The organism is Thalassotalea hakodatensis, from assembly GCF_030295995.1.
In the GTDB taxonomy this organism is placed as follows: Bacteria; Pseudomonadota; Gammaproteobacteria; order Enterobacterales; family Alteromonadaceae; genus Thalassotalea_C; species Thalassotalea_C hakodatensis.
Genome location: NZ_AP027365.1, coordinates 3,871,958 through 3,890,981, shown reverse-complemented (window position 1 = coordinate 3,890,981; position 19,024 = coordinate 3,871,958). Strand labels below are relative to the sequence as shown.

21 protein-coding genes are annotated in these 19,024 nt (G+C 39.2%); 15 read left to right on the top strand and 6 right to left on the bottom strand.

Annotated elements, in window-relative coordinates; translation table 11 throughout:
* Positions 1-8: 8 nt before the first annotated feature.
* A complete protein-coding gene (gene hslR / locus QUE72_RS17230; RefSeq protein ID WP_074496170.1) occupies positions 9-416 on the bottom strand; it encodes a ribosome-associated heat shock protein Hsp15 in 408 nt (135 codons plus the stop codon).
* A 175-nt stretch (positions 417-591) separates the two neighbouring features.
* Between hslR and gspC the strand changes: the two genes are divergently transcribed.
* Genes gspC through QUE72_RS17170 form a run of 12 tightly spaced genes read left to right on the top strand, consistent with a single transcriptional unit; the run spans position 592 to position 11,957 of the window.
* Positions 592-1,515: a type II secretion system protein GspC gene (gene gspC, locus QUE72_RS17225; protein ID WP_074496169.1), complete on the top strand. Its 924-nt coding sequence runs from the start codon at positions 592-594 to the stop codon at positions 1,513-1,515.
* Between the two features lie 20 nt (positions 1,516-1,535).
* Positions 1,536-3,620, top strand: a complete 2,085-nt coding sequence (gspD, locus tag QUE72_RS17220; RefSeq protein WP_286270372.1) for a type II secretion system secretin GspD — start codon at positions 1,536-1,538, stop codon at positions 3,618-3,620.
* Between the two features lie 5 nt (positions 3,621-3,625).
* Positions 3,626-5,167 carry a type II secretion system ATPase GspE gene (gspE, locus tag QUE72_RS17215; protein WP_286270370.1) on the top strand — a complete coding sequence of 514 codons (1,542 nt, stop codon included), beginning with the start codon at positions 3,626-3,628 and terminating at the stop codon, positions 5,165-5,167.
* Between the two features lie 10 nt (positions 5,168-5,177).
* On the top strand, positions 5,178-6,401 hold the full coding sequence (gene gspF, locus QUE72_RS17210) for a type II secretion system inner membrane protein GspF (protein WP_286270368.1): 1,224 nt from the start codon (positions 5,178-5,180) through the stop codon (positions 6,399-6,401).
* A 22-nt stretch (positions 6,402-6,423) separates the two neighbouring features.
* Positions 6,424-6,849: a type II secretion system major pseudopilin GspG gene (gene gspG / locus QUE72_RS17205; protein WP_286270366.1), complete on the top strand. Its 426-nt coding sequence runs from the start codon at positions 6,424-6,426 to the stop codon at positions 6,847-6,849.
* Positions 6,850-6,869: 20 nt separating this feature from the next.
* Positions 6,870-7,478 (top strand): type II secretion system minor pseudopilin GspH, encoded by a 609-nt coding sequence (gene gspH, locus QUE72_RS17200; RefSeq protein ID WP_286270365.1) that lies wholly within the window; start codon positions 6,870-6,872, stop codon positions 7,476-7,478.
* On the top strand, positions 7,478-7,873 hold the full coding sequence (gspI, locus tag QUE72_RS17195; protein ID WP_286270363.1) for a type II secretion system minor pseudopilin GspI: 396 nt from the start codon (positions 7,478-7,480) through the stop codon (positions 7,871-7,873). The genes gspH and gspI overlap by 1 nt, the downstream gene beginning before the upstream one ends.
* Positions 7,873-8,556 (top strand): type II secretion system minor pseudopilin GspJ, encoded by a 684-nt coding sequence (gene gspJ, locus QUE72_RS17190; RefSeq protein ID WP_286270359.1) that lies wholly within the window; start codon positions 7,873-7,875, stop codon positions 8,554-8,556. The genes gspI and gspJ overlap by 1 nt, the downstream gene beginning before the upstream one ends.
* Positions 8,553-9,527 (top strand): type II secretion system minor pseudopilin GspK, encoded by a 975-nt coding sequence (gspK, locus tag QUE72_RS17185; RefSeq protein WP_286270358.1) that lies wholly within the window; start codon positions 8,553-8,555, stop codon positions 9,525-9,527. Before gspJ ends, gspK begins: the two co-directional genes overlap by 4 nt.
* Positions 9,527-10,747 (top strand): type II secretion system protein GspL, encoded by a 1,221-nt coding sequence (gspL, locus tag QUE72_RS17180; protein WP_286270357.1) that lies wholly within the window; start codon positions 9,527-9,529, stop codon positions 10,745-10,747. The genes gspK and gspL overlap by 1 nt, the downstream gene beginning before the upstream one ends.
* Positions 10,744-11,211, top strand: coding sequence for a type II secretion system protein GspM (gene gspM / locus QUE72_RS17175; protein ID WP_074496154.1), 468 nt, complete (start codon positions 10,744-10,746; stop codon positions 11,209-11,211). Before gspL ends, gspM begins: the two co-directional genes overlap by 4 nt.
* Before the next feature lie 2 nt (positions 11,212-11,213).
* Positions 11,214-11,957: a type II secretion system protein N gene (locus QUE72_RS17170; protein WP_286270356.1), complete on the top strand. Its 744-nt coding sequence runs from the start codon at positions 11,214-11,216 to the stop codon at positions 11,955-11,957.
* Positions 11,958-11,960: 3 nt separating this feature from the next.
* Here QUE72_RS17170 and yrfG read toward each other — a convergent pair whose 3' ends face one another.
* Positions 11,961-12,638: a GMP/IMP nucleotidase gene (gene yrfG / locus QUE72_RS17165; RefSeq protein ID WP_074496150.1), complete on the bottom strand. Its 678-nt coding sequence runs from the start codon at positions 12,636-12,638 to the stop codon at positions 11,961-11,963.
* 87 nt (positions 12,639-12,725) lie between these two features.
* Between yrfG and nudE the strand changes: the two genes are divergently transcribed.
* The 3 genes from nudE to QUE72_RS17150 are packed head-to-tail and all read left to right on the top strand — an operon-like array spanning position 12,726 to position 14,691.
* Entirely contained in the window at positions 12,726-13,283 is a 558-nt protein-coding gene (nudE, locus tag QUE72_RS17160; protein ID WP_074496148.1) for an ADP compounds hydrolase NudE, read from the top strand.
* Complete coding sequence (gene cysQ / locus QUE72_RS17155) at positions 13,280-14,098, top strand: 3'(2'),5'-bisphosphate nucleotidase CysQ (protein WP_074496146.1); 819 nt, start codon at positions 13,280-13,282, stop codon at positions 14,096-14,098. The genes nudE and cysQ overlap by 4 nt, the downstream gene beginning before the upstream one ends.
* A 23-nt stretch (positions 14,099-14,121) precedes the next feature.
* Positions 14,122-14,691, top strand: a complete 570-nt coding sequence (locus QUE72_RS17150; protein WP_074496143.1) for a YceI family protein — start codon at positions 14,122-14,124, stop codon at positions 14,689-14,691.
* Positions 14,692-14,752: 61 nt separating this feature from the next.
* On the opposite strand, the gene QUE72_RS17145 is transcribed toward QUE72_RS17150, so the two are convergent.
* The 4 genes from QUE72_RS17145 to QUE72_RS17130 all read right to left on the bottom strand — a co-directional run bounded on the left by QUE72_RS17145 (position 14,753) and on the right by QUE72_RS17130 (position 19,014).
* Positions 14,753-14,995, bottom strand: coding sequence for a YheU family protein (locus QUE72_RS17145; RefSeq protein ID WP_286270351.1), 243 nt, complete (start codon positions 14,993-14,995; stop codon positions 14,753-14,755).
* 129 nt (positions 14,996-15,124) lie between these two features.
* Positions 15,125-15,823, bottom strand: a complete 699-nt coding sequence (locus tag QUE72_RS17140; RefSeq protein WP_286270350.1) for a flagellin — start codon at positions 15,821-15,823, stop codon at positions 15,125-15,127.
* Positions 15,824-16,260: 437 nt separating this feature from the next.
* On the bottom strand, positions 16,261-17,010 hold the full coding sequence (locus QUE72_RS17135) for a tetratricopeptide repeat protein (RefSeq protein WP_074496137.1): 750 nt from the start codon (positions 17,008-17,010) through the stop codon (positions 16,261-16,263).
* A gap of 111 nt (positions 17,011-17,121) precedes the next feature.
* On the bottom strand, positions 17,122-19,014 hold the full coding sequence (locus QUE72_RS17130) for an ATP-binding cassette domain-containing protein (RefSeq protein ID WP_074496135.1): 1,893 nt from the start codon (positions 19,012-19,014) through the stop codon (positions 17,122-17,124).
* Between the last annotated feature and the right edge of the window lie 10 nt (positions 19,015-19,024).

Genomic DNA, 19,024 nt, shown 5'->3' with positions numbered 1-19,024 from the left:
GGTCACAGTTATATCCTTTCTTTCAATTGTCTAATTTGTCTACGTTGTTTTTTATCAGGTTTGCTGTCGGTCCCTGGGTTGAGCAGTAGTCCTTGCTTACGTGCAAGCGCATTTTTTTCTCTTGTTTCAATGCTTTGCTCTGTTTCTTTATATAGGGTTTGGGCGAAGGTAGCATCTCTTCGTTTATCAGCAAGGGCGATGATAATGACTTCTTTCTCTTCGTACCCTTGGCGAATTCTTACTGTATCGCCTGTTGACACGAATTTACCCGACTTAGAACGTTGACCATTATAAAATACTTTACCGCCATCAATCATCTGCTTTGCGATGGCTCTTGTTTTGTAAAACCTTGCCGCCCAAAGCCACTTGTCGAGGCGTATATTGGTAGATTCAGAAGTATTTTTACTTTGTTTCATTTTCTTGTCATATTTGCCGAACAGAATGTCGCGCAAGTTAGCATAGGTTGTATTGTTACGCCATATCTTGCGAATATTTGTAAATAATAGTTAAAAATAAAGCAGTTTTCTTGTTCTAGCTGTTTTGCTCAAGTATCATCAACGAAGAAAAATATAAAGATTGATAACCTCAAATATGCGTATATCGACAGAACTATCGTCGCTTCAACAATTTATTCGCCAAGTGCCTCAGCAAAAAGTCGCTTTTTTTATAAGCGCGATGTTGCTTTGTTATATCGCCTATATTTTAGCACAGTTTACTTGGCAGTTATTACCATCAAATGCCCATATCAACTCAACGGTTGTTGCTAATGTAAACGATGTACAACAACAAAACGCATCATTAGATTTATCAGCACTGAAACAATTGAATTTATTTGGTACTAAAGAAGCTGCTGTAGAACAAGTGCCTGTAAAAGTGCAAGATGCACCAGAAACTAAATTACGCCTTACATTAACAGGCACTGTTGCAAGTAGCGATCAAAATACTGCTGCTGCTATTATTGAAAATAATGGTCAACAAGAAACTTACGGAATAGGCGATAAAATCTCTGGCACGCGAGCCACATTAGAATCGGTTGCCACCGATAGAGTTATTATTAAGCAGTCTGGGCGTTTAGAAACATTAATGTTAGATGGTTTTAAATACAGTAAGGTTAATAAAGCGAGAGAAAATAAAAGAGCGGAACCAATTCAGGTAGTAAGCAATCATATTAATACCGTAGATCAGCGTGAAAATGATGTTTTATCTGAAACCGCGATGCAGCTACAACAAGATATTAATACTGACCCTGGGAAAATATTTGACTACTTGAAAGTCAGCCCAAAACGACAAAATGGTGACATCATCGGGTATCAATTAATGCCGGGTAAAGAACCTGATTTCTTTAGATCTTCAGGGCTAAAATCAGGTGATATCGCGGTACAAATGAATGGTTACGATTTAACGTTACCTAGTGAAGCTGCTCAAGCAGTACAAGCATTAAAAGAAGAAACTGAGATATCGTTACTGGTAAATCGTAATGGATCATTAACAGAAATATTATTTAGTATTCAATAATGAACAATAAGGAATTATCCATGCGCAAATCGCATGCAAAAACGTGGGCAAAAAAATGGTTGATTACCTTAGCAACTGTTTGTTTTTTTAACGGCATACTCTTTAGCGCTCAATCCGCGTTTGCAGCGCAATATTCACCTAACTTCAAAGGCACTGACCTCAAAGAGTTTATAAATATTGTCGGTAAAAACCTTAAGAAAACGATGATCGTTGACCCAAATGTTCGCGGCAAAGTAAATGTTCGTAGCTACGATTTATTAACAGAAGATCAATATTATCAATTTTTCTTAAATGTTCTTGAAGTTTATGGTTTTGCTGCCATTGAAATGGACAATAATATTGTAAAAATTATTCGTAATAAAAAAGCAAAATCTGAAGCAACACCTTTGGTTGATGATGATAACCCTGGTGTTGGGGATGAAATGGTGACACGGGTAGTAGAAGTTAAGAATGTGACTGTACGTGAGTTGTCACCATTATTAAGACAAATGTCAGATCAAGCGGGTGGCGGAACTGTTGTTAACTATGACCCTGCTAATGTGTTTATCATGACAGGGACAGCTGCAGTAGTTAACCGTTTAGCCAATATCATTAAACGTGTTGACCGAGCAGGTGATCAATACGAGCAAATAATTCGTCTAGAACATGCTTCTGCTGGCGAAATGGTACGTATTGTTGAAGCGCTTAATAAATCAAGTCATGGTAAAGCCGGCACGCCCAGTTTTTTAATTCCTAAAATTGTCGCTGATGAACGTACCAATAGCGTTATTGTTAGTGGTGAAAAGCAAGCGCGCGAACGTGTTGCTAAACTGGTATCACGACTAGATAGCGAATTAGAGACTAACGGCAACACCCGTGTTTATTATCTTAAATATTCAAAAGCTGAAGATTTAGTAGATGTGTTAACAGGCGTTAGCGAATCAATAGAGGCGGAAGAAAACGCTACGCAAACCAATAGTCGTAATAAACAAAAGCGTAACATCAGCATTGAAGCACATTCAGATACTAATACTCTCGTGATCACCGCGCAACCAGACATGCTACGCTCATTAGAAGCGGTGATAAGACAGTTAGATGTACGCCGAGCGCAAGTACTTGTTGAAGCGATTATTGTCGAAGTATTTGAAAGTGATGGTGTTAATCTAGGTGTGCAATGGTATCACGAAAATGGTGGTGCTACACAATTTACCAATGGTACTGTACCAATCACATCAGTTGGCGCGGCGGCAGTAGCGGCAAGAGGTGAACCAGGTACCACAGTTACCACTATAGATGGCAATGGTAACCCGGTCACAACAACGAACCCTGATACCGATGGGGATTATAGTTTACTCGCGAAGTTACTAGGATCGGTTAACGGTATGATGTTTGGTTTAGTGAAAGATGACTGGGGAGCAATTGTTCAAGCAGTAAGCGCTGACACTAACTCTAATATTTTGGCTACACCAAGTATTACTACGCTAGATAACGAAGAAGCACACTTTTTAGTGGGCCAAGAAGTCCCTATTATTACTGGTTCAACAACAGGTAATAATAACAGTAACCCTTTTCAAACGGTTGAACGTCAAGAAGTGGGTATCAAATTAAAAGTGACGCCACAAGTCAACGAAGGTTCAGGTGTTCAGTTAACCATTGAACAAGAAGTTTCGTCGGTAAGCGGTTCAACAGGAGTGGATATTTCAATCAATAAACGCGAAATTAAAACGACGGTGTTAGCTGATAATGGCGCTACCGTTATTTTAGGTGGCTTAATTGATGAAGATGTACAAGAGAGCGTGCAAAAAGTACCACTATTAGGCGATATACCTATTATTGGCCATTTGTTTAAATCAACAAATAACAGTAAACGTAAACGTAATTTAATGGTATTTCTACGCCCTACCGTGATCCGAGACGGAAAACTGATGAACGACATCAGTAAAGAGAAATACAATTATATCCGAGCAGATGAGCTGCGTAAGCGTGAAGAAGGTTTGTCGTTGATGAAAGATAAAAAATTGCCATTATTACCTAAATGGAACGATGAATTGTCATTGCCGCCAACATTTAATGAATATCAGCAAAAATCGGAAGACAAAGAAACTATTGAAGAGCGTGGACAATAACCGTTATGTTGCAAACTTCATTGGAATCATTAGTGGAAAATAACGACCCACAGTTTGAGTTAACGCCAGAGCAAAGTCATCGCTTTTTACAACTACCTTTTGGTTTTGCTAAGCGCCATAGCGTTTTAGTTGGGAAAGAAGATGACGAAGTGATTTTATATTGTTTAGACACGATTAATGAACAGGTATTATTAGAAGTCAGAAGAGTTGTTCAACGTGCGTTTAAAATGGTGTTTGTTTCTCCAGAGCAATTTGAACTTCGACTAACAAATGCTTATCAACGAGATTCATCAGAAGCGAAACAAATGATGGAAGATATTGGTAATGAAGTTGATTTATATTCCATTACTGATGAGCTCATTGAAACCGAAGACTTACTTGAAAATGAAGATGATGCGCCGATTATCAAAATGATCAACGCGATGCTGAGCGAAGCAATAAAAGAAAGTGCTTCTGATATACATATCGAAACTTTTGAACAATCGCTACAAATTCGTTTTCGTGTTGACGGTGTTTTACGTGAAGTATTAAGACCTAATCGCAAGCTCGCTTCGTTACTTGTTTCACGTATCAAAGTGATGGCGAAATTAGATATCGCAGAAAAGCGAGTGCCACAAGATGGCCGTATTTCGTTAAGAATTGCAGGGCGAGCGGTAGATGTTCGTGTATCTACAATGCCTACTGGTCACGGAGAGCGTGTAGTATTACGTTTATTAGATAAAAACGCTGCACGGCTTGATTTACAAGACTTAGGTATGACCGATAACAATCGCGTCAAATTTTCTCAATTAATCGATAAGCCACACGGCATTATTTTAGTCACCGGGCCAACAGGTTCCGGTAAATCTACCACGTTATATGCCGGCTTAAGCCAAATTGATAGTAGGGAACGGAATGTTCTTACTGTAGAAGACCCGATTGAATATGCCATTGAAGGCATAGGTCAAACACAGGTAAATACGAAAGTTGATATGACCTTTGCTAGAGGGTTACGTGCGATTTTAAGGCAAGATCCTGACGTAGTAATGGTTGGTGAAATTCGAGATTTAGAAACCGCCCAGATTGGTGTACAAGCAAGTTTAACCGGTCATCTTGTGCTTTCAACGTTACACACTAACACCGCAGCAGGTGCAATTACTCGAATGGAAGATATGGGCGTTGAATCATTTTTGCTATCGTCTAGTTTATTAGGCGTACTTGCACAACGTCTTGTTAGAACGCTTTGTCATCATTGTAAAGAAGCGCATTTAGCTGACGAAGAAGAATTAAATTTACTTGGCTTATCAGCAAATACACAGCAGTATATTTATCGTGCTACCGGTTGTAACGAATGTAACTTTAAAGGTTATAAAGGTCGAACAGGTATTCATGAGTTGCTTTTAGTTGATGATAAAGTGCGTGAACTCATACACAACGGTAAAGGTGAGCAAGATATAGAACGCTCTGTTCGACAACATACACCAAGTATTCGCCGTGACGGCTTTGACAAAGTACTGGAAGGTATCACAACGCTTGAAGAAGTGTTACGTGTGACAAAGGAAGATTAAGTAAAAACATATGGCGGCATTTGAATATCAAGCAGTAGACCGAAATGGTAAACTTAAAAAAGGTATTATCGAGGGTGATACTGCTCGTCATGTTCGGTCTTTGTTAAGAGATCAGGGCTTAATGCCTACTGAAGTAACAACAAGTTTAAAAAAAAATAAGCAGCAAAGCACAAAAAGCTCATTTACCCGCAGTAAGAAAATATCAGCAAGTGAATTAGCTATTTTAACGAGACAACTTGCAACACTTGTTGAATCTGGTTTACCGCTAGAAGAGGCGTTATTAGCGGTAGCCGAACAGTCAGAAAAAGATGTCACGAAAAGTATGGTGATGGCGGTACGTACAAAAGTTACTGAAGGGTATAGCTTAGCTGAAAGTATGGCGGAATATCCTCAGGTTTTTAATTATCTCTTTCGTGCTATGGTCGCGGCAGGCGAAAAGTCGGGCTATTTAGATAAAGTACTCAATCGTTTAGCGGATTATACTGAACAGCGTCAACAACTACGTTCACAAATGATCCAAGCGTTGGTTTACCCGGCAATAATGACTGTAGTTGCCATTGGCGTTATTGTTGTACTCTTGACGTCAGTTGTACCGCAAATAGTCAGTCAATTTGACGATGTTGGTGCTAACTTACCGCAAACAACTCAGTTTTTAATCGCGACAAGTGAATTTTTGCAGAACTTTGGTTTCTACTTATTTGTGGTGTTTATTTTTTTGATATTACTCGCTATACAGTTAATGAAGCGAGCTGATATCAAATATAAAGTACATAAAAAGCTGCTTAGTCTACCTGGTATTGGTAAGGTGGCGCGTGGCGTAAACACCGCTCGCTTTGCTCGTACACTTAGCATATTAACTGCTAGTGCAGTTCCCTTATTGGAAAGTATGAGCATTGCAGGCGAAGTACTGGGAAATGTTTACATTAAAGATAAAGTGAAACAAGCCGCGGTCAAAGTAAGAGAAGGTAGTAGCTTGCGTTTATCATTAGAACAAACTCAGTTATTTCCGCCGATGATGCTACATATGATCGCCAGCGGTGAAAAAAGTGGTCAGCTTGAACATATGCTTGGCCGAGCTGCTGATAATCAAGACAGAGAGTTTGAAGCCTTGATCAATATCTCATTGAAAGCGTTTGAACCGGCGATAATGGTGACAATGGCGGGAATCGTACTTTTTATTGTGATGGCGATACTGCAACCTATTTTGAAAATGAACACATTAATTGGCATTTAGTTAAATTTAAGAAGGAATTCTCATGAAAAAAGTTTCAGGTTTCACGTTATTAGAGGTCATGATTGTATTAGTGATCATCGGTATTATTGCCAGCATGGTGGTGCCTAACTTAATGGGAAGTCAAGATACTGCCAGGTCACAAAAGGCGGTTATTGATATTGGCTCTTTAGAGTCAGCCTTAGCGTTATATCGTTCACAAAATTATGATTATCCAACAACAGAGCAAGGGCTTGAAGCACTCGTTGAACAAACGACTATTGAACCTGTTCCTCGTAGGTTCCAAGAAGGTGGTTATATCAAGCGTCTACCGCAAGACCCTTGGGGTAATGATTATCAACTATTAAATCCAGGTGAACATGGCAAGATGGATGTATTTTCTATGGGACCAGATGGTGAAGCAGCTACTGATGATGATATTGGTAACTGGAACCTTGCAGACTACCAATAATGACTTAAGCCTTTAATATTATGTTAGTACAGCAGCGCTCTTCTCAAATTAAAGGCTTTACCTTAATTGAAATATTAATGGTTATTGTGGTGATTGGCTTTATGGTTGCTGCAGTACAACTTAACTTCTTTTCGAATAAATCTGAACAACAAGTAACAGAAGAAGCTACAAGGTTTGCCGGCATGTTTAATTTAGCCGCAGATTTTGGCCTATTAAATAATATTGAGATAGGGTTATATGTTGAAGAAAACAGCTATCAATTTCTCGGTTACGATGGTTCTCGGTGGACGAACCTTCCAAATGAAAAAACATTTGAGCGTTACACTTTAGCCGATGATATCACTATATCCTTATCGTTTGATGGCTTAGCGCCAGAAGAAAATACGCTTGTCGATCGTGAATTATTCATCCCTGATGAAGAGCAAGTGTCAGCAATGGAAGATGCACTTGAAAAAGAACAAAAACTAATTATCCCGCAGGTGTATTTATTAACGGGTGGTGAAATTACTCCTTTTAAAGCAACTTTTGCTACAAGAGAGCAAAATAGTGAAACATTCAGCATCAATGTGATAGGCAAATTTTACACGCCTGTTGCTCTTGAACAGCAAGAACAGGTGCAAAACAACTAATGACTAATGGTTTGTTGATGCGCACAAAACTGAAAATAACAGGCTTTACCTTAATTGAGGTGCTGCTGGCTTTGTCAGTGTTTGCACTTGCAGGAGTTGCGTTATTAAGTACGTCGGATACGCATTTTTCAAGTTTAAATCATATCGAAAATAATATGCTGGCTCAGTGGGTAGCTTCTAACCAGTTGGTGGAAGCTACATTAGATGAGCAATGGCCACCGAAGAACAAAAAAGGCAACGTTGATTTAGCTGGTAGACAATGGCATTGGCAACAAAAAGTTGTTGCGACAGCAGACAAGGAAATGCGTAGCATTACCATTGAAGTACGTAGCGATGAAGAAGATACGTCGGCAGTAGCGAGCTTGACAACATACGTTGCTAAGGAAAACCGTTAATGAAACAACGTGGCCTTGGTGGTTTTACTTTAATTGAAGTGTTATTAGCGACAGCAATTTTTGCGGTAATTAGTATTGCTAGTTTTAGTATCTTAGATGGCGTGCTTCGCACAAAAGAAGGTGCGGAGCAAAAGCAAAATAGGCTTAATGAAATACAACGGGCATGGCTCATCATCGAACGAGATTTATTGCAAATTGTTAGACGTTCAGTTCGCGTTGAAGGTGAAGCGCCACAAACAGGCTTTTTTTATGTTGATAATGGCGATCTGATGTTAAGTGAACAGGCAATTGCATTTGTTCGAGGTGGCTGGAGCAACCCTAATTTAATCTTACCTCGCTCAGACATGCAACCTATTGCTTATCGTATTCAAGAGAATACATTAGAGCGTATGCATTTTAATTTTGTTGATCCTGTGATTGGTGAAGAGCCCATCATCAGACCCCTTATTAAAGACGTAACAGATTTTAAAGTGCAGTTTTTTGTTGATAAAAAGTGGCGAGAAAGCTTAATTGAAAACCAATGGCCTGAGGCTATCGCACTTATTATCGACACGGAAGATTTAGGCGAATTAACACGCAAATTTCTCATAATTGCTGAACCCTTTAACAATGACAGTAATGCAACAACAGGTACCGAAAACGGACAAGCAGTCATTGATGGTCCTCAAAGGGCTGCTCAATGAAGTTAAACAAAGGTATTGCTCTGATCACTGTAATGTTGGTGGTAGCACTCGCTGCGACCATAGCCACGCACATGCTGGCTAAAGTACAGATTGCAGTAAAAAAATCTACCAATGTAAGTTTTAATCAACAAGCTTATTGGTATGCAATGGGGGCAGAAGCTTTTGCTAAAAGAGTATTAAAAACCAGCTTTGAAGAGTCTCCAGATAAAACAACGTTAGCGCAAATTTGGGCACAAGAAGAAAGTACTTATCCTGTTGATTACGGTGAAATTACTGGAGAAATTTCAGATTTACAGGCCTGTTTAAATTTAAACGCGCTTCGAGTAACAGAAAACACTTCGCGTGAAAAAACTCCAGCGCGTGCAGCATTTGAAGCGCTGATTATTGCGTTGAATATTGAAGGGGTTGATGTGTTTTCTGCGGAATATATGGCAGATGCGCTATCAGATTGGTTAGACAGTGATACCAGTATTGTTAGTGCTGGTGGTGCAGAAGATAACGATTATTCGGCAAAAGAATTTCCGTATTTACCAGCGAATTATTATCTTGCCAGCGTGAATGAATTGCGAGTTATAGAGCACTTTACTAAAGAGGTTATCACTGCCGTAAAGCCTTATGTTTGTGTAATACCTAATACCAATTTACACCAAATTAATATTAATACTGTATCAGCTGAACAACCCGAGCTATTGCAAGCTTTGCTCGACATTTCGAAAAGTGAAGCTCAACAGATTTTATCGGCAAGAGATATTAATGGCTTTGACAATATTGATGCTTTTTTCAATTTACCTGAAGTGAATAAATTAAAGATAACCGAAGCACAGAAACAACAGTTTGTAGTTGACAGCCAATACTTTACACTAAGCGCTGTAGCAACATTTAACCAAAGTTACTTTTATCTACAATCAATGATGCAAGTAAATGAAGACAATCAAATAAACGTGATTAGTCGCACGATAGGACGTGATTGATGGCAGAACAATTAATAATACGACTTGCGAGCCAAGATACCGACAAAGTGCATTGGTTGGTTTGGTCGAAGTCTGAAGAACATATTATTGCAAGCGGTGAACTTGCAACTATTTCTCATTTAAGTGAGTTAAGCACAAAAGCAGCGCACCGAGAAGTCGTCGTGATATTACCCAGTAGTGATGTAACACTTAAACTACTGAATGTGCCGGCGAAATCGAAAAAAGCAGTGCAACTAGCTGCGCCTTTCGTGATAGAGGATGATGTTGCGCAAGATGTTGATTCATTGTTTTTTGCTTATGCAAACTTTTCTACAGCAGAAGGAAATTGTCCATTAGCATTCGTAGAAAAATATAAAATGACCCATTGGCTAGCGCAGTTAGCTACCGCCTCTATCCAGGCTGATTTTGTGATTCCTGAAGTGTTAGCAATGCCTCCAGCTGATGAAAGATGGCAAATGATTGCAATAGATAATCAAGTGATCATTAGAAAGGGACAATGGCAAGGTTGCACCCTTGATGAGTCGTTATGGCCACACATGCTTGGTATTTGGTTAAATGCAGATGATGATATTGCTATTGATGCTTTTTCTCCCATAGCGCATCAAGCGGATAATATAGACATTAATTATCTTCCAGAAGAGTTGCCGTTAGCATTAATGGCGCAGCATTTGGATACGCGAAGTTTTACCATGCTGCAAGGAGAATATGCTGCTAAGAAAGAGCGCTCTTCATTGGCTAAAACATGGGGGTTGGTAGCGGGTATAGCATTACTGGCGTTAGTGTTGAATATCGCAGGCAAAGCGATCACTTTAATGCAGTTAAACTCCCAGATTGCAGCAGTAGAAACAAAAGTTATTGAACGTTACAAACACGCTTTCCCTCAAACACAACGTGTACGTATTGCCACGGTGAAGTCGCAATTGCGCAGACAGCTTTCAACTATTCAAGGCGTTGACAACAACGGCGACTTTCTCGCATTGTTGATGAAACTTCAACCAGTATTTGCACAAGTGCCTACATTAAAGCCTGAAAACTTGAGGTATGACGGAAAACGCAAAGAGTTACGTATGCAAGCAACGGCAAAAGGCTATCAAGACTTTGAAAAATTTAATACTGCTTTAACACCTAACTTTACGGTTTCACAAGGTGCGTTAAATAATCAAGGAACCACGGTTACAGGTGCTATTAGCATTAAAGCAAAAAGCGGAGGAAACTCATGAAAGATTGGTGGGTGAATTTACAACTAAGAGAGCAACGGCTTGTTGCAGCCTTAGGTTCTGTTTTTTGTGTTTTTGTTTTTTATCAATTAGTGTGGCAACCCTTAACGAATGGTGTGAGCAAAGCTGAGCAAAAACTTGAACGTCAACAGGCCCTGCTATCTTGGGTTGAAGAAGAAACTGATCGTCTTGCACAATACCAACAAACAAAGCCGGCGAGTGCAAATAATGCCAGTTTAGCCAGTATTGTTAATCGTAGCGCTCAACAAGCACAAATAGTAATCGCTCGGTTACAGCCACAATCAGATGGTGTACTGGTTTGGGTTGATAACATTAACTTTAATGAATTATTAACGTGGTTGGCACGTTTATCGAAAGACCATGGTGTGAAAGTGATCAATATAGATATTAGCCAAGACAGTGTTTCAGGAAGTGTAACGGTCAAACGTTTACAGTTGGGAAGGTGATAGTGAAAAAATGGTTAACTCTAGGAGTAGGTTTAATTACTCTTTATTTATGTTTTTTGTTGGTAAAACTTCCTGCAGCATTTGTTGCTAACTGGGTGACTTTACCACCATATATCTCTGTGACTGGTATACAGGGCACTATTTGGCAGCCACAAATCGAGAGTGTTACTATTAATGGCACGCGAATAGAAAAAATTAACCTTCATGTAGATTTGCTCTCATTACTTAGCTTTAACCCTAAAATTAATGCGACGTTTGGCGATCCTAATTTGAGTCCAATAGATGGCTTTGCTTCAGCATCAGGTTTATTTTCACAACCAATTATTTCCCATGTTGAAGTGAATTTACCAGCGGCACTAATTGCAAAACAAATTCCAACACCAGTAGAAGTATTAGCCCATCGTCACATCAAAATAAAGATAGAAAAATTTCAAGCGGCTAAACCAGTATGTCAGCAGCTGACGGGGAATGTATCTTGGCCCAATGCTGCTGTGACCGTATTATCGCAGAAAGTAGCGTTAGCTGATTTAACCGGTGAGCTGAGTTGCCAACAAGGTGAAGCTGTATTGAATGTTAACGGTGATAACGATATAGGGTTAACCTTTACGGTAAATATTGGTGCAAATGGCTATGCTTATGGCAATGGGCATATAACTCCCACCAGTAAAACGCCCAAAGCGATTATGCAAGTTTTACCTATGGTAAGTAAAAAAGATAGCCAAGGACGTTTTCCACTGCGCTTTTAATTGTTAACGAACTACCGGAGTATCGTAAATATCGCTAAGCATGGTGCGATAGTCAGTTACGGCGGGAAATTCAACAATGTTTTTGACGGGTTGTTTGCTATCGGGATTTGCCACTGCGAGTATATGTTTAATTCCAAATGTTTGTGCTGACATGAGTATCGGTAAGCTGTCATCAACAAATAACGTGGTATTTACATCAAAGTGTTGTTTAGCTTGTAATTTTTGCCATAAAGATTGTGATTCTTTAGTGACACCAAATTCATGTGTTGAATATAGCGTATCAAAGTATCTGTCTAGTTGCGTACGCTCTATTTTAAGGGCAAGGCTATCAGGATGAGCGTTCGTTACTAATATAACTTCTCGACCCGTTTGTTTAAGTGCAGTAAGAAAGTCGTGTGCATCTTCACGAAGGTTAATCAAATGCTGAACTTCGCGTTTTAATTCACTGATTGGCATATTGGTTTGCTCTGCCCAATAGTCAATGCAATACCAAGAAAGCGTTCCTGATACTCTTTCGTAATGAGCCAGCATCGAATTTTTTGCTTCTTCTACACTAATATTTTGTTGTTCACTGATGCGTTTAGGCAAATGTGTTAACCAAAAATGGTTGTCATAGTGCAGATCTAATATCGTCCCGTCCATATCTAACAACACAGTAGATATTTTTGACCAATCTATCATAGATTTTTCCTAGTAAAACACTTTATCATAGGAGTATATCGAATCTTGTAGGGTCATTGCCAAATAATAACGGCAACTCTGGTGATAATGTCAAAAAATAAACAACTGCCAAACATTAATAAACGTACGTCAATCGCCAAAAGTTTACTCTTTTCTATAGAGCAGTTAGAACTGACCTTTAGTAACGGAGCAGAAAGAGTTTATGAACGAATGGAAGGTGCTGGGCGAGGCTCAGTGATGATAGTGTCACTGACTAAAGATAACTGTTTATTATTAGTTAAAGAATATTGTGCCGGCACTCACAGCTATGAACTTGGTTTTCCAAAGGGGTTAATTGATCCGGGTGAAACAGCCATAGAAGCTGCTAATCGTGAATTAAAAGAAGAAGTGGGGTTTGGCGCTAAGCAGTTGATACCTTTGCATACCGTTGCAATGGCACCGGCTTTCTTTGGCGGTACGATGGAAATATTTATTGCTAAAGACTTATATCCGCAAACGTTACCTGGTGATGAACCCGAACCGATGGAATTAATACATTGGCCTGTTGACGATTATGGTAATTTACTCGCACGTGAAGATTTCAATGAGGCTCGTAGTATTGCGGCACTCATGTTACTCGTTGATAAATTAAGGAATGGTGGATGAATTTAGAATCACTATTAGCAATTGCCATTGATAGTAGCAAAAAAGCTGGAGTAGAAGTGCTTAAACATTATACTCGAGGTGATTTCACTGCCGAAATGAAAAAAGATAATAGCCCGGTAACAAGTGCCGATATTGCAGCGAATGATGTACTGATGGCTGAACTATCAAGATTAACACCTAACATTCCTATCATCTCTGAAGAAGTTGGCGCATTACCCTTTGATAAACGTAAAGGCTGGAACCGTTATTGGTTGCTTGATCCGATTGATGGTACGGGTGAATTTATTATCGGAAGTGGCGACTTTGCAGTAAATGTTGCTCTTATTGAACAAGGTAAACCTGTTATCGGTGTTATTCACGCGCCCGATCACCGAATGACTTATTTTGGGCAAAAAGGGGCAGGTGCTTATAAAGAACAGGTAAAGGGTACTGAAAAAATTAATGTGGCACGGTACGATGATGAGCGTGAAATCAAAGTGGCGGTAAGTCGTCGACAAAAATTAAATGTCATGGGGCAATATCTACGCGATGACTTTTCATACCAACATATTGCATTGGGAAGTTGCTCATTAAAAAATTGTTTGATAGCTGAAGGTGGTGCAGACTGTTACTTAAGAATTGGCCCAACAGGTGAATGGGATACAGGAGCCAGCCAATGTATTTTAGAGCAAGCGGGTGGTACTATTCTTGATAGTGAATTTAACCCCTTGTCTTATAACAGACGAGATAGCTTGTTAAATCCTGACTTCATCTCATTGGGGTCGAACGACATTCCATGGCAAGATGTGATTATTCCACATCAAGCACGCCGATAATTTACCAAGAAGGATTTATGTATATGAAAAAAATAATTACCGTATTAGCGAGTTTACTGATGTTTCCCGCGATGGCTAATTGGCAGCTAAATACTGATGAATCATCGTTAGTTTTTACTTCGATTAAAAAAGAACATATTGCTGAAAATCACACATTTAGCGCACTGACTGCCAAAATTTCAAATAAAGGTGATGTTGAGTTAACTATTGATCTCGCGAGCGTCAATACCAATATACCGATACGTGATCAACGTATGGGAGAGCATTTATTTGCGACGAAAATGTTTCCCAAGGCAACGTTTACTAGCAAAATATCGCCTGAATTTCTCTCGAAGCTGAAAATGGGCGAGATCAAACCGTTAACCTTAACAGGTGAAATGACGTTACATGATAATAAACAAACTATTAATGCACAGGTGAATGTTAGCCGTTTAGCGAAAAATAAAGTTGTGGTCACAAGCGTAGCGCCTATTTTGATTAAAGCGCAAGATTTTGCCCTTGTAAAAGGCATTAATAAATTGCAAGAATTAGCAGGCTTACCAAGTATAAGTCATACTGTACCGGTTGTATTTACCTTAAGCTTTACTCGATAGGTCAAACTTGGGGATTAGTGATGGATGGTATTGACGTGTCTAACTAATCCCAGCTAGCGATTTAATAATCATCGGATGAAGAAGGTACCTTATTAAACTGTTTTGCCGGTAAAATGTTAACGTTCTGGTGTAGCTCAGAATAAACCAAAACGGCTCTTCCTTGTTGAAGCTGCATTTTTACCATCGCTATTTTTTCCAGCATACTTGCTTCTTGCTCACCATAATCAGTGCCTTCACGTAGGATGAATGCTTCAATGATATTATTAAGTGTGTCTGAGTCGATAGCATCTAAAGGAATGATCATAAATGTGTTAATTAATGACTAGGCACAGTAGTGTAACTGAATTGGCCTATTATACCCAAATAGTTATAACAACGGATACTATGCCACTGTGTGTTAAATAAATGATCACTTTGAAGGTAAGAACGGCATTTAAACCAATTGGTTTATCAGTAACCCTTTACGTGTTTCTTCATCTTTTTTATTGAGTACTGCGGCTTGTAGTTGGCTATCAACTTGCTGTTGCTCACTACTCGTTTGCCCATAGTCGGTATCTTCAATACGAGATCTGGCTGCACTTACATTAACTTGTGTCGCTTCGTACGTGCTAACTTGCGCGGCTAGAGTACTATTTTCAGCCTCTAATGTTGTGGCATTGTCAGAAATGGTAGCTAAAGCTGATTCTATTGATTGTTGCGTCGCTTGCGGGTTGTTTGCGTCTAAACCGGAGACAAAGTTGCCATTACCTAATGCTTTATCAGCAAGGGTATTAATTTGTTCTGTTAACTGATCGAGCTCACCTTGAATCGCGTTATTATCAGATAAAGGGTTACCAGATTGAATCGATAACACATTCGCACGTTGTAAACTTTCAGTAATTGAAGATAGTTGACCGGTTTGCACATTATTGAGGTTAACTTGATCTTGCGCATTAACGCTGAGTTGTTGATAGTTGTTTACTTGCGAGGTCAGTCGACTACTAATTTGTAAGCCAGCGGCATCATCGGCATCATCGGCAGCACTAGTTATGCGTTTACCAGAGGCTAACTTTTCGCTTTTTTCTTCACGCTCTTGTTGTGTGCGCTCAATAATACTCAACGCATTAGATGTATTGTTAACTGATAGTTCCATCACAATAACCTTTTCTAGAATGTGTTTCGTTCATCACAATAATACTGGAACAGTATAGCAAAGGCAGCGTTATATTGCCTATTTTACGCACAATAAACTGGGATGTGATGCCCTGAAAGAACAGCATAAAAAAAGAGAATGCTTCTGTGAGTTACGCTTTGTTTGCAATTATCTAATTATTTTGTTCAATATTTTTTATGAAAAAATAGACATAAAAGCCACAAATGCCGAGTACCACACTTAAGCCAATAATTGAAATGTAGACAATAGGGTCATTAAATAACATGGTAAAAAAGTTCATCACGTGTTCCTTAACTAAAATAACGATTTCAACGCTATTTTAAATTAATGGAAAAAGCATGTTATGACGTAGATCAAATAATAGGCGTGTGTCACCTACAAATTATTAATGTGTAGGTGACATAGTCATGAATGAGTTAGTTAAACAGCTGGTTACTTGCTTCACGTGCTTTTACTTTGAGCTCTTGTTGCTCAACTAGGTTCGCGTATAGTGCTTCTGCTTTTTCTCTGGTTTCTTGAATTTGCTTAACGCTGAGTTTATGTTCGTCTATATCTCGGCTTTTTTGTGCAGGAACATAACCACTTTTAGCTGCTATATAGTTCCAAAGGTACGATTGCTCTAAGCTTTGTTCTACACCATCACCTTCAAAATATAAGCCGGCTAAATTAAACTGAGCGAGCACATAGTTTTGCCGCGCTGCTTTTTTATACCACTGGGCAGCTTGATAGAAATCTTTATTAACACCGGTTCCGTTAGCGTACATTACGCCAACATTAAATTGCGCGCTAGGGATGTCTTTTTTAGCGGCTTTTTCCATCAGTTGAAATGCCTTCTTTAGATCTTTTTCGACTACTTCACCTTCGGAATAAATTACCGATAGTGAAAAAAGCGCATCCGCATAGTTTTGCTCTGCGGCCATTGACATTAATTCGAGTGCTTTTTCTTTGTTTTTTGGTAATCCCCAACCGTTTTGATAAATCAATGCCATCTGATATTGTGCTGGTGCGTAACCTGTTTCCACCAAAGGTTTAAACTCTTCCATTGCGCGTTTAAATTCGCCGCGGTTCAATTCGAAAATACCTTTTTCTAAATCTGCTGAGTTGGCACTAAAGCTTGTACTACAAGCAATTATCATGACTGTGACTAATGACATAAATTTTTTCATAGAACATCCTTTCTGGTTTGTTATTATTCAGAGCGTGTTTAACTTGAGCGGAAATGTAACGGCAAGGCTCAACGTACTCTAGTAAGTGTAGCAATGTATTTTTAAGATGGCTTATTGCTCAGCCATTATTTTTTCAATTTCTTCTTCAAGGGTTAACCATTCCATTTCACAATGTTCAATATTAGCCTTTAACTGACTTTGTTCTTTTAATAGTTTTGTAAGTTTTTGTTTATTTTCAGGTTGATAAATATCGCTCTCGGCAAGAATTGCCTCTACATCGTCTAATTGGTTTTGTGTGTTACTAAGTCTATTTTCAAGTGTTTGTGCTTGCTTTTTAAGTGGGGCGGCTTTTTTTCGTAACTCAGCCTGTTGTTGTCTATGTTGTTTTTTATCGAAGGTAGCTTCGCTTTTTGCCGTTTTGGTATTGGTTTTTTTATCATCAGTTAACCATTTTTGATAATCGTCAATATCGCCATTAAATTCAGTGACCTTACCGTCAGCAACTAAATAAAACTCATCAACACAAGACTCAAGCAAATAACGATCATGGGCAATAAGAATGATAGCACCATCAAAATCCTGTAATGCGAGTACTAATGCTTGTCGCATTTCTAAATCTAAATGGTTAGTCGGCTCATCCAGCAATAATAATTGCGGTTTTTCAAGTACAATAAGCGCCAGTACAAGGCGTGCTTTTTCTCCACCAGACATGGTGTTAACAACAGCAAGTGCTTGGTCACCACTAAAACCAAATCGACCAAGATAACCTCTGGCCTCTAAATCAGTCATGGTGGGTTTAGCCCGTAATATGTGTTCTATTGCGGTAGAAGACATATGAAGTTGTTCAAGCTGGTGTTGCGAGAAATAACCAATACGTAACTCTTGAGCACGATATCTTTCACCACTTACTAAGGCAATATCACCAGCTAATGATTTAATTAGTGTCGACTTACCTGCACCGTTACGACCTAATAAGCCAATTCGACTACCAGGTACTAAGGAAATATTCGTATCGTTAAGAATAATTGTATTTTGGTCATAGCCACACGCTGCCTTCTCAATAGATAGCAGTGGATAGGGCATATAGTCAGGTTTTTTGAAGCTAAAGCTAAAAGGCGTATCGACATGTGCGGGTGCTAAATCAGGCAGCTTTTGTAATCGCTTTAAACGGCTTTGTGCTTGTTTTGCTTTACTTGCCTTAGCACGAAAACGATCGACAAAGGCGGTTAGGTGTTCCACTTCTTTTTGTTGCTTTTGAAATTGTGCATCTTGTTGAGCGAGTTGTTCAGCACGCTGGCGTTCAAAAGCGGTGTAATTACCTGAGTACAATTTGGCTTTTTGACGCTCGATGTGCAGTATTTGCCCAATAACATCGTCTAAGAAGTCGCGATCATGGGAAATAAGTATCAAGGTACCATCAAATCGCTTTAACCAATTTTGCAGCCAAATAACGGCATCTAAGTCTAAATGGTTGGTAGGTTCATCAAGTAGTAACAAGTCACAACGGCTAATAAGGGCTTGAGCTAAGTTTAAGCGCATTCGCCAACCACCAGAAAACTCTTTAACTGGCAGTGCGAGTTGCTCGGGTAAAAAGCCTAAACCGTGAAGTAGCTCACCAGCACGAGCCGGTAAACTGTAACCGCCGATACTATCAATTTGATTAATAATGGTCGCTTCTTTATTGCCATCGTTATGCTCGCGCGCTGAATTAAGCTCCGCTTCAAAGGCTCGGTACTCGGTGTCTCCATCAATAACATATTCTAATGCTGAACAATCTAACGCCGGGGTTTCTTGTTTTACCGTGGCAATTTTCCATTGACTAGGAACGCTTAAGTCGCCAGCGTCTGGTGAAAGCTTGCCTAAAAAGGCTGAAAAAAGTGATGATTTACCACAGCCATTTGCGCCAACCAAGCCAACTTTATGGTTTGGATGAATGGTAAAACTTGATGATTCAATTAAACTTTTTACCCCTCGGTGCAAGCTTAACTCTATCGCTGTGATCATGATACAACCT

What these genes read in the sequence shown, in the direction of transcription:
- gspJ (WP_286270359.1), top strand. Translation starts at nt 7,873, where the DNA reads ATGAAACAACGTGGCCTTGGTGGTTTTACTTTAATTGAAGTGTTATTA.
- gspE (WP_286270370.1), top strand. Translation starts at nt 3,626, where the DNA reads ATGTTGCAAACTTCATTGGAATCATTAGTGGAAAATAACGACCCACAG.
- yrfG (WP_074496150.1), bottom strand. Translation starts at nt 12,638, where the DNA reads ATGATAGATTGGTCAAAAATATCTACTGTGTTGTTAGATATGGACGGG.
- nudE (WP_074496148.1), top strand. Translation starts at nt 12,726, where the DNA reads ATGTCAAAAAATAAACAACTGCCAAACATTAATAAACGTACGTCAATC.
- QUE72_RS17130 (WP_074496135.1), bottom strand. Translation starts at nt 19,014, where the DNA reads ATGATCACAGCGATAGAGTTAAGCTTGCACCGAGGGGTAAAAAGTTTA.
- gspC (WP_074496169.1), top strand. Translation starts at nt 592, where the DNA reads ATGCGTATATCGACAGAACTATCGTCGCTTCAACAATTTATTCGCCAA.
- gspK (WP_286270358.1), top strand. Translation starts at nt 8,553, where the DNA reads ATGAAGTTAAACAAAGGTATTGCTCTGATCACTGTAATGTTGGTGGTA.
- QUE72_RS17150 (WP_074496143.1), top strand. Translation starts at nt 14,122, where the DNA reads ATGAAAAAAATAATTACCGTATTAGCGAGTTTACTGATGTTTCCCGCG.
- cysQ (WP_074496146.1), top strand. Translation starts at nt 13,280, where the DNA reads ATGAATTTAGAATCACTATTAGCAATTGCCATTGATAGTAGCAAAAAA.
- gspH (WP_286270365.1), top strand. Translation starts at nt 6,870, where the DNA reads ATGTTAGTACAGCAGCGCTCTTCTCAAATTAAAGGCTTTACCTTAATT.
- QUE72_RS17140 (WP_286270350.1), bottom strand. Translation starts at nt 15,823, where the DNA reads ATGGAACTATCAGTTAACAATACATCTAATGCGTTGAGTATTATTGAG.
- QUE72_RS17145 (WP_286270351.1), bottom strand. Translation starts at nt 14,995, where the DNA reads ATGATCATTCCTTTAGATGCTATCGACTCAGACACACTTAATAATATC.
- gspF (WP_286270368.1), top strand. Translation starts at nt 5,178, where the DNA reads ATGGCGGCATTTGAATATCAAGCAGTAGACCGAAATGGTAAACTTAAA.
- gspD (WP_286270372.1), top strand. Translation starts at nt 1,536, where the DNA reads ATGCGCAAATCGCATGCAAAAACGTGGGCAAAAAAATGGTTGATTACC.
- gspM (WP_074496154.1), top strand. Translation starts at nt 10,744, where the DNA reads ATGAAAGATTGGTGGGTGAATTTACAACTAAGAGAGCAACGGCTTGTT.
- gspG (WP_286270366.1), top strand. Translation starts at nt 6,424, where the DNA reads ATGAAAAAAGTTTCAGGTTTCACGTTATTAGAGGTCATGATTGTATTA.
- gspL (WP_286270357.1), top strand. Translation starts at nt 9,527, where the DNA reads ATGGCAGAACAATTAATAATACGACTTGCGAGCCAAGATACCGACAAA.
- QUE72_RS17135 (WP_074496137.1), bottom strand. Translation starts at nt 17,010, where the DNA reads ATGAAAAAATTTATGTCATTAGTCACAGTCATGATAATTGCTTGTAGT.
- gspI (WP_286270363.1), top strand. Translation starts at nt 7,478, where the DNA reads ATGACTAATGGTTTGTTGATGCGCACAAAACTGAAAATAACAGGCTTT.
- hslR (WP_074496170.1), bottom strand. Translation starts at nt 416, where the DNA reads ATGAAACAAAGTAAAAATACTTCTGAATCTACCAATATACGCCTCGAC.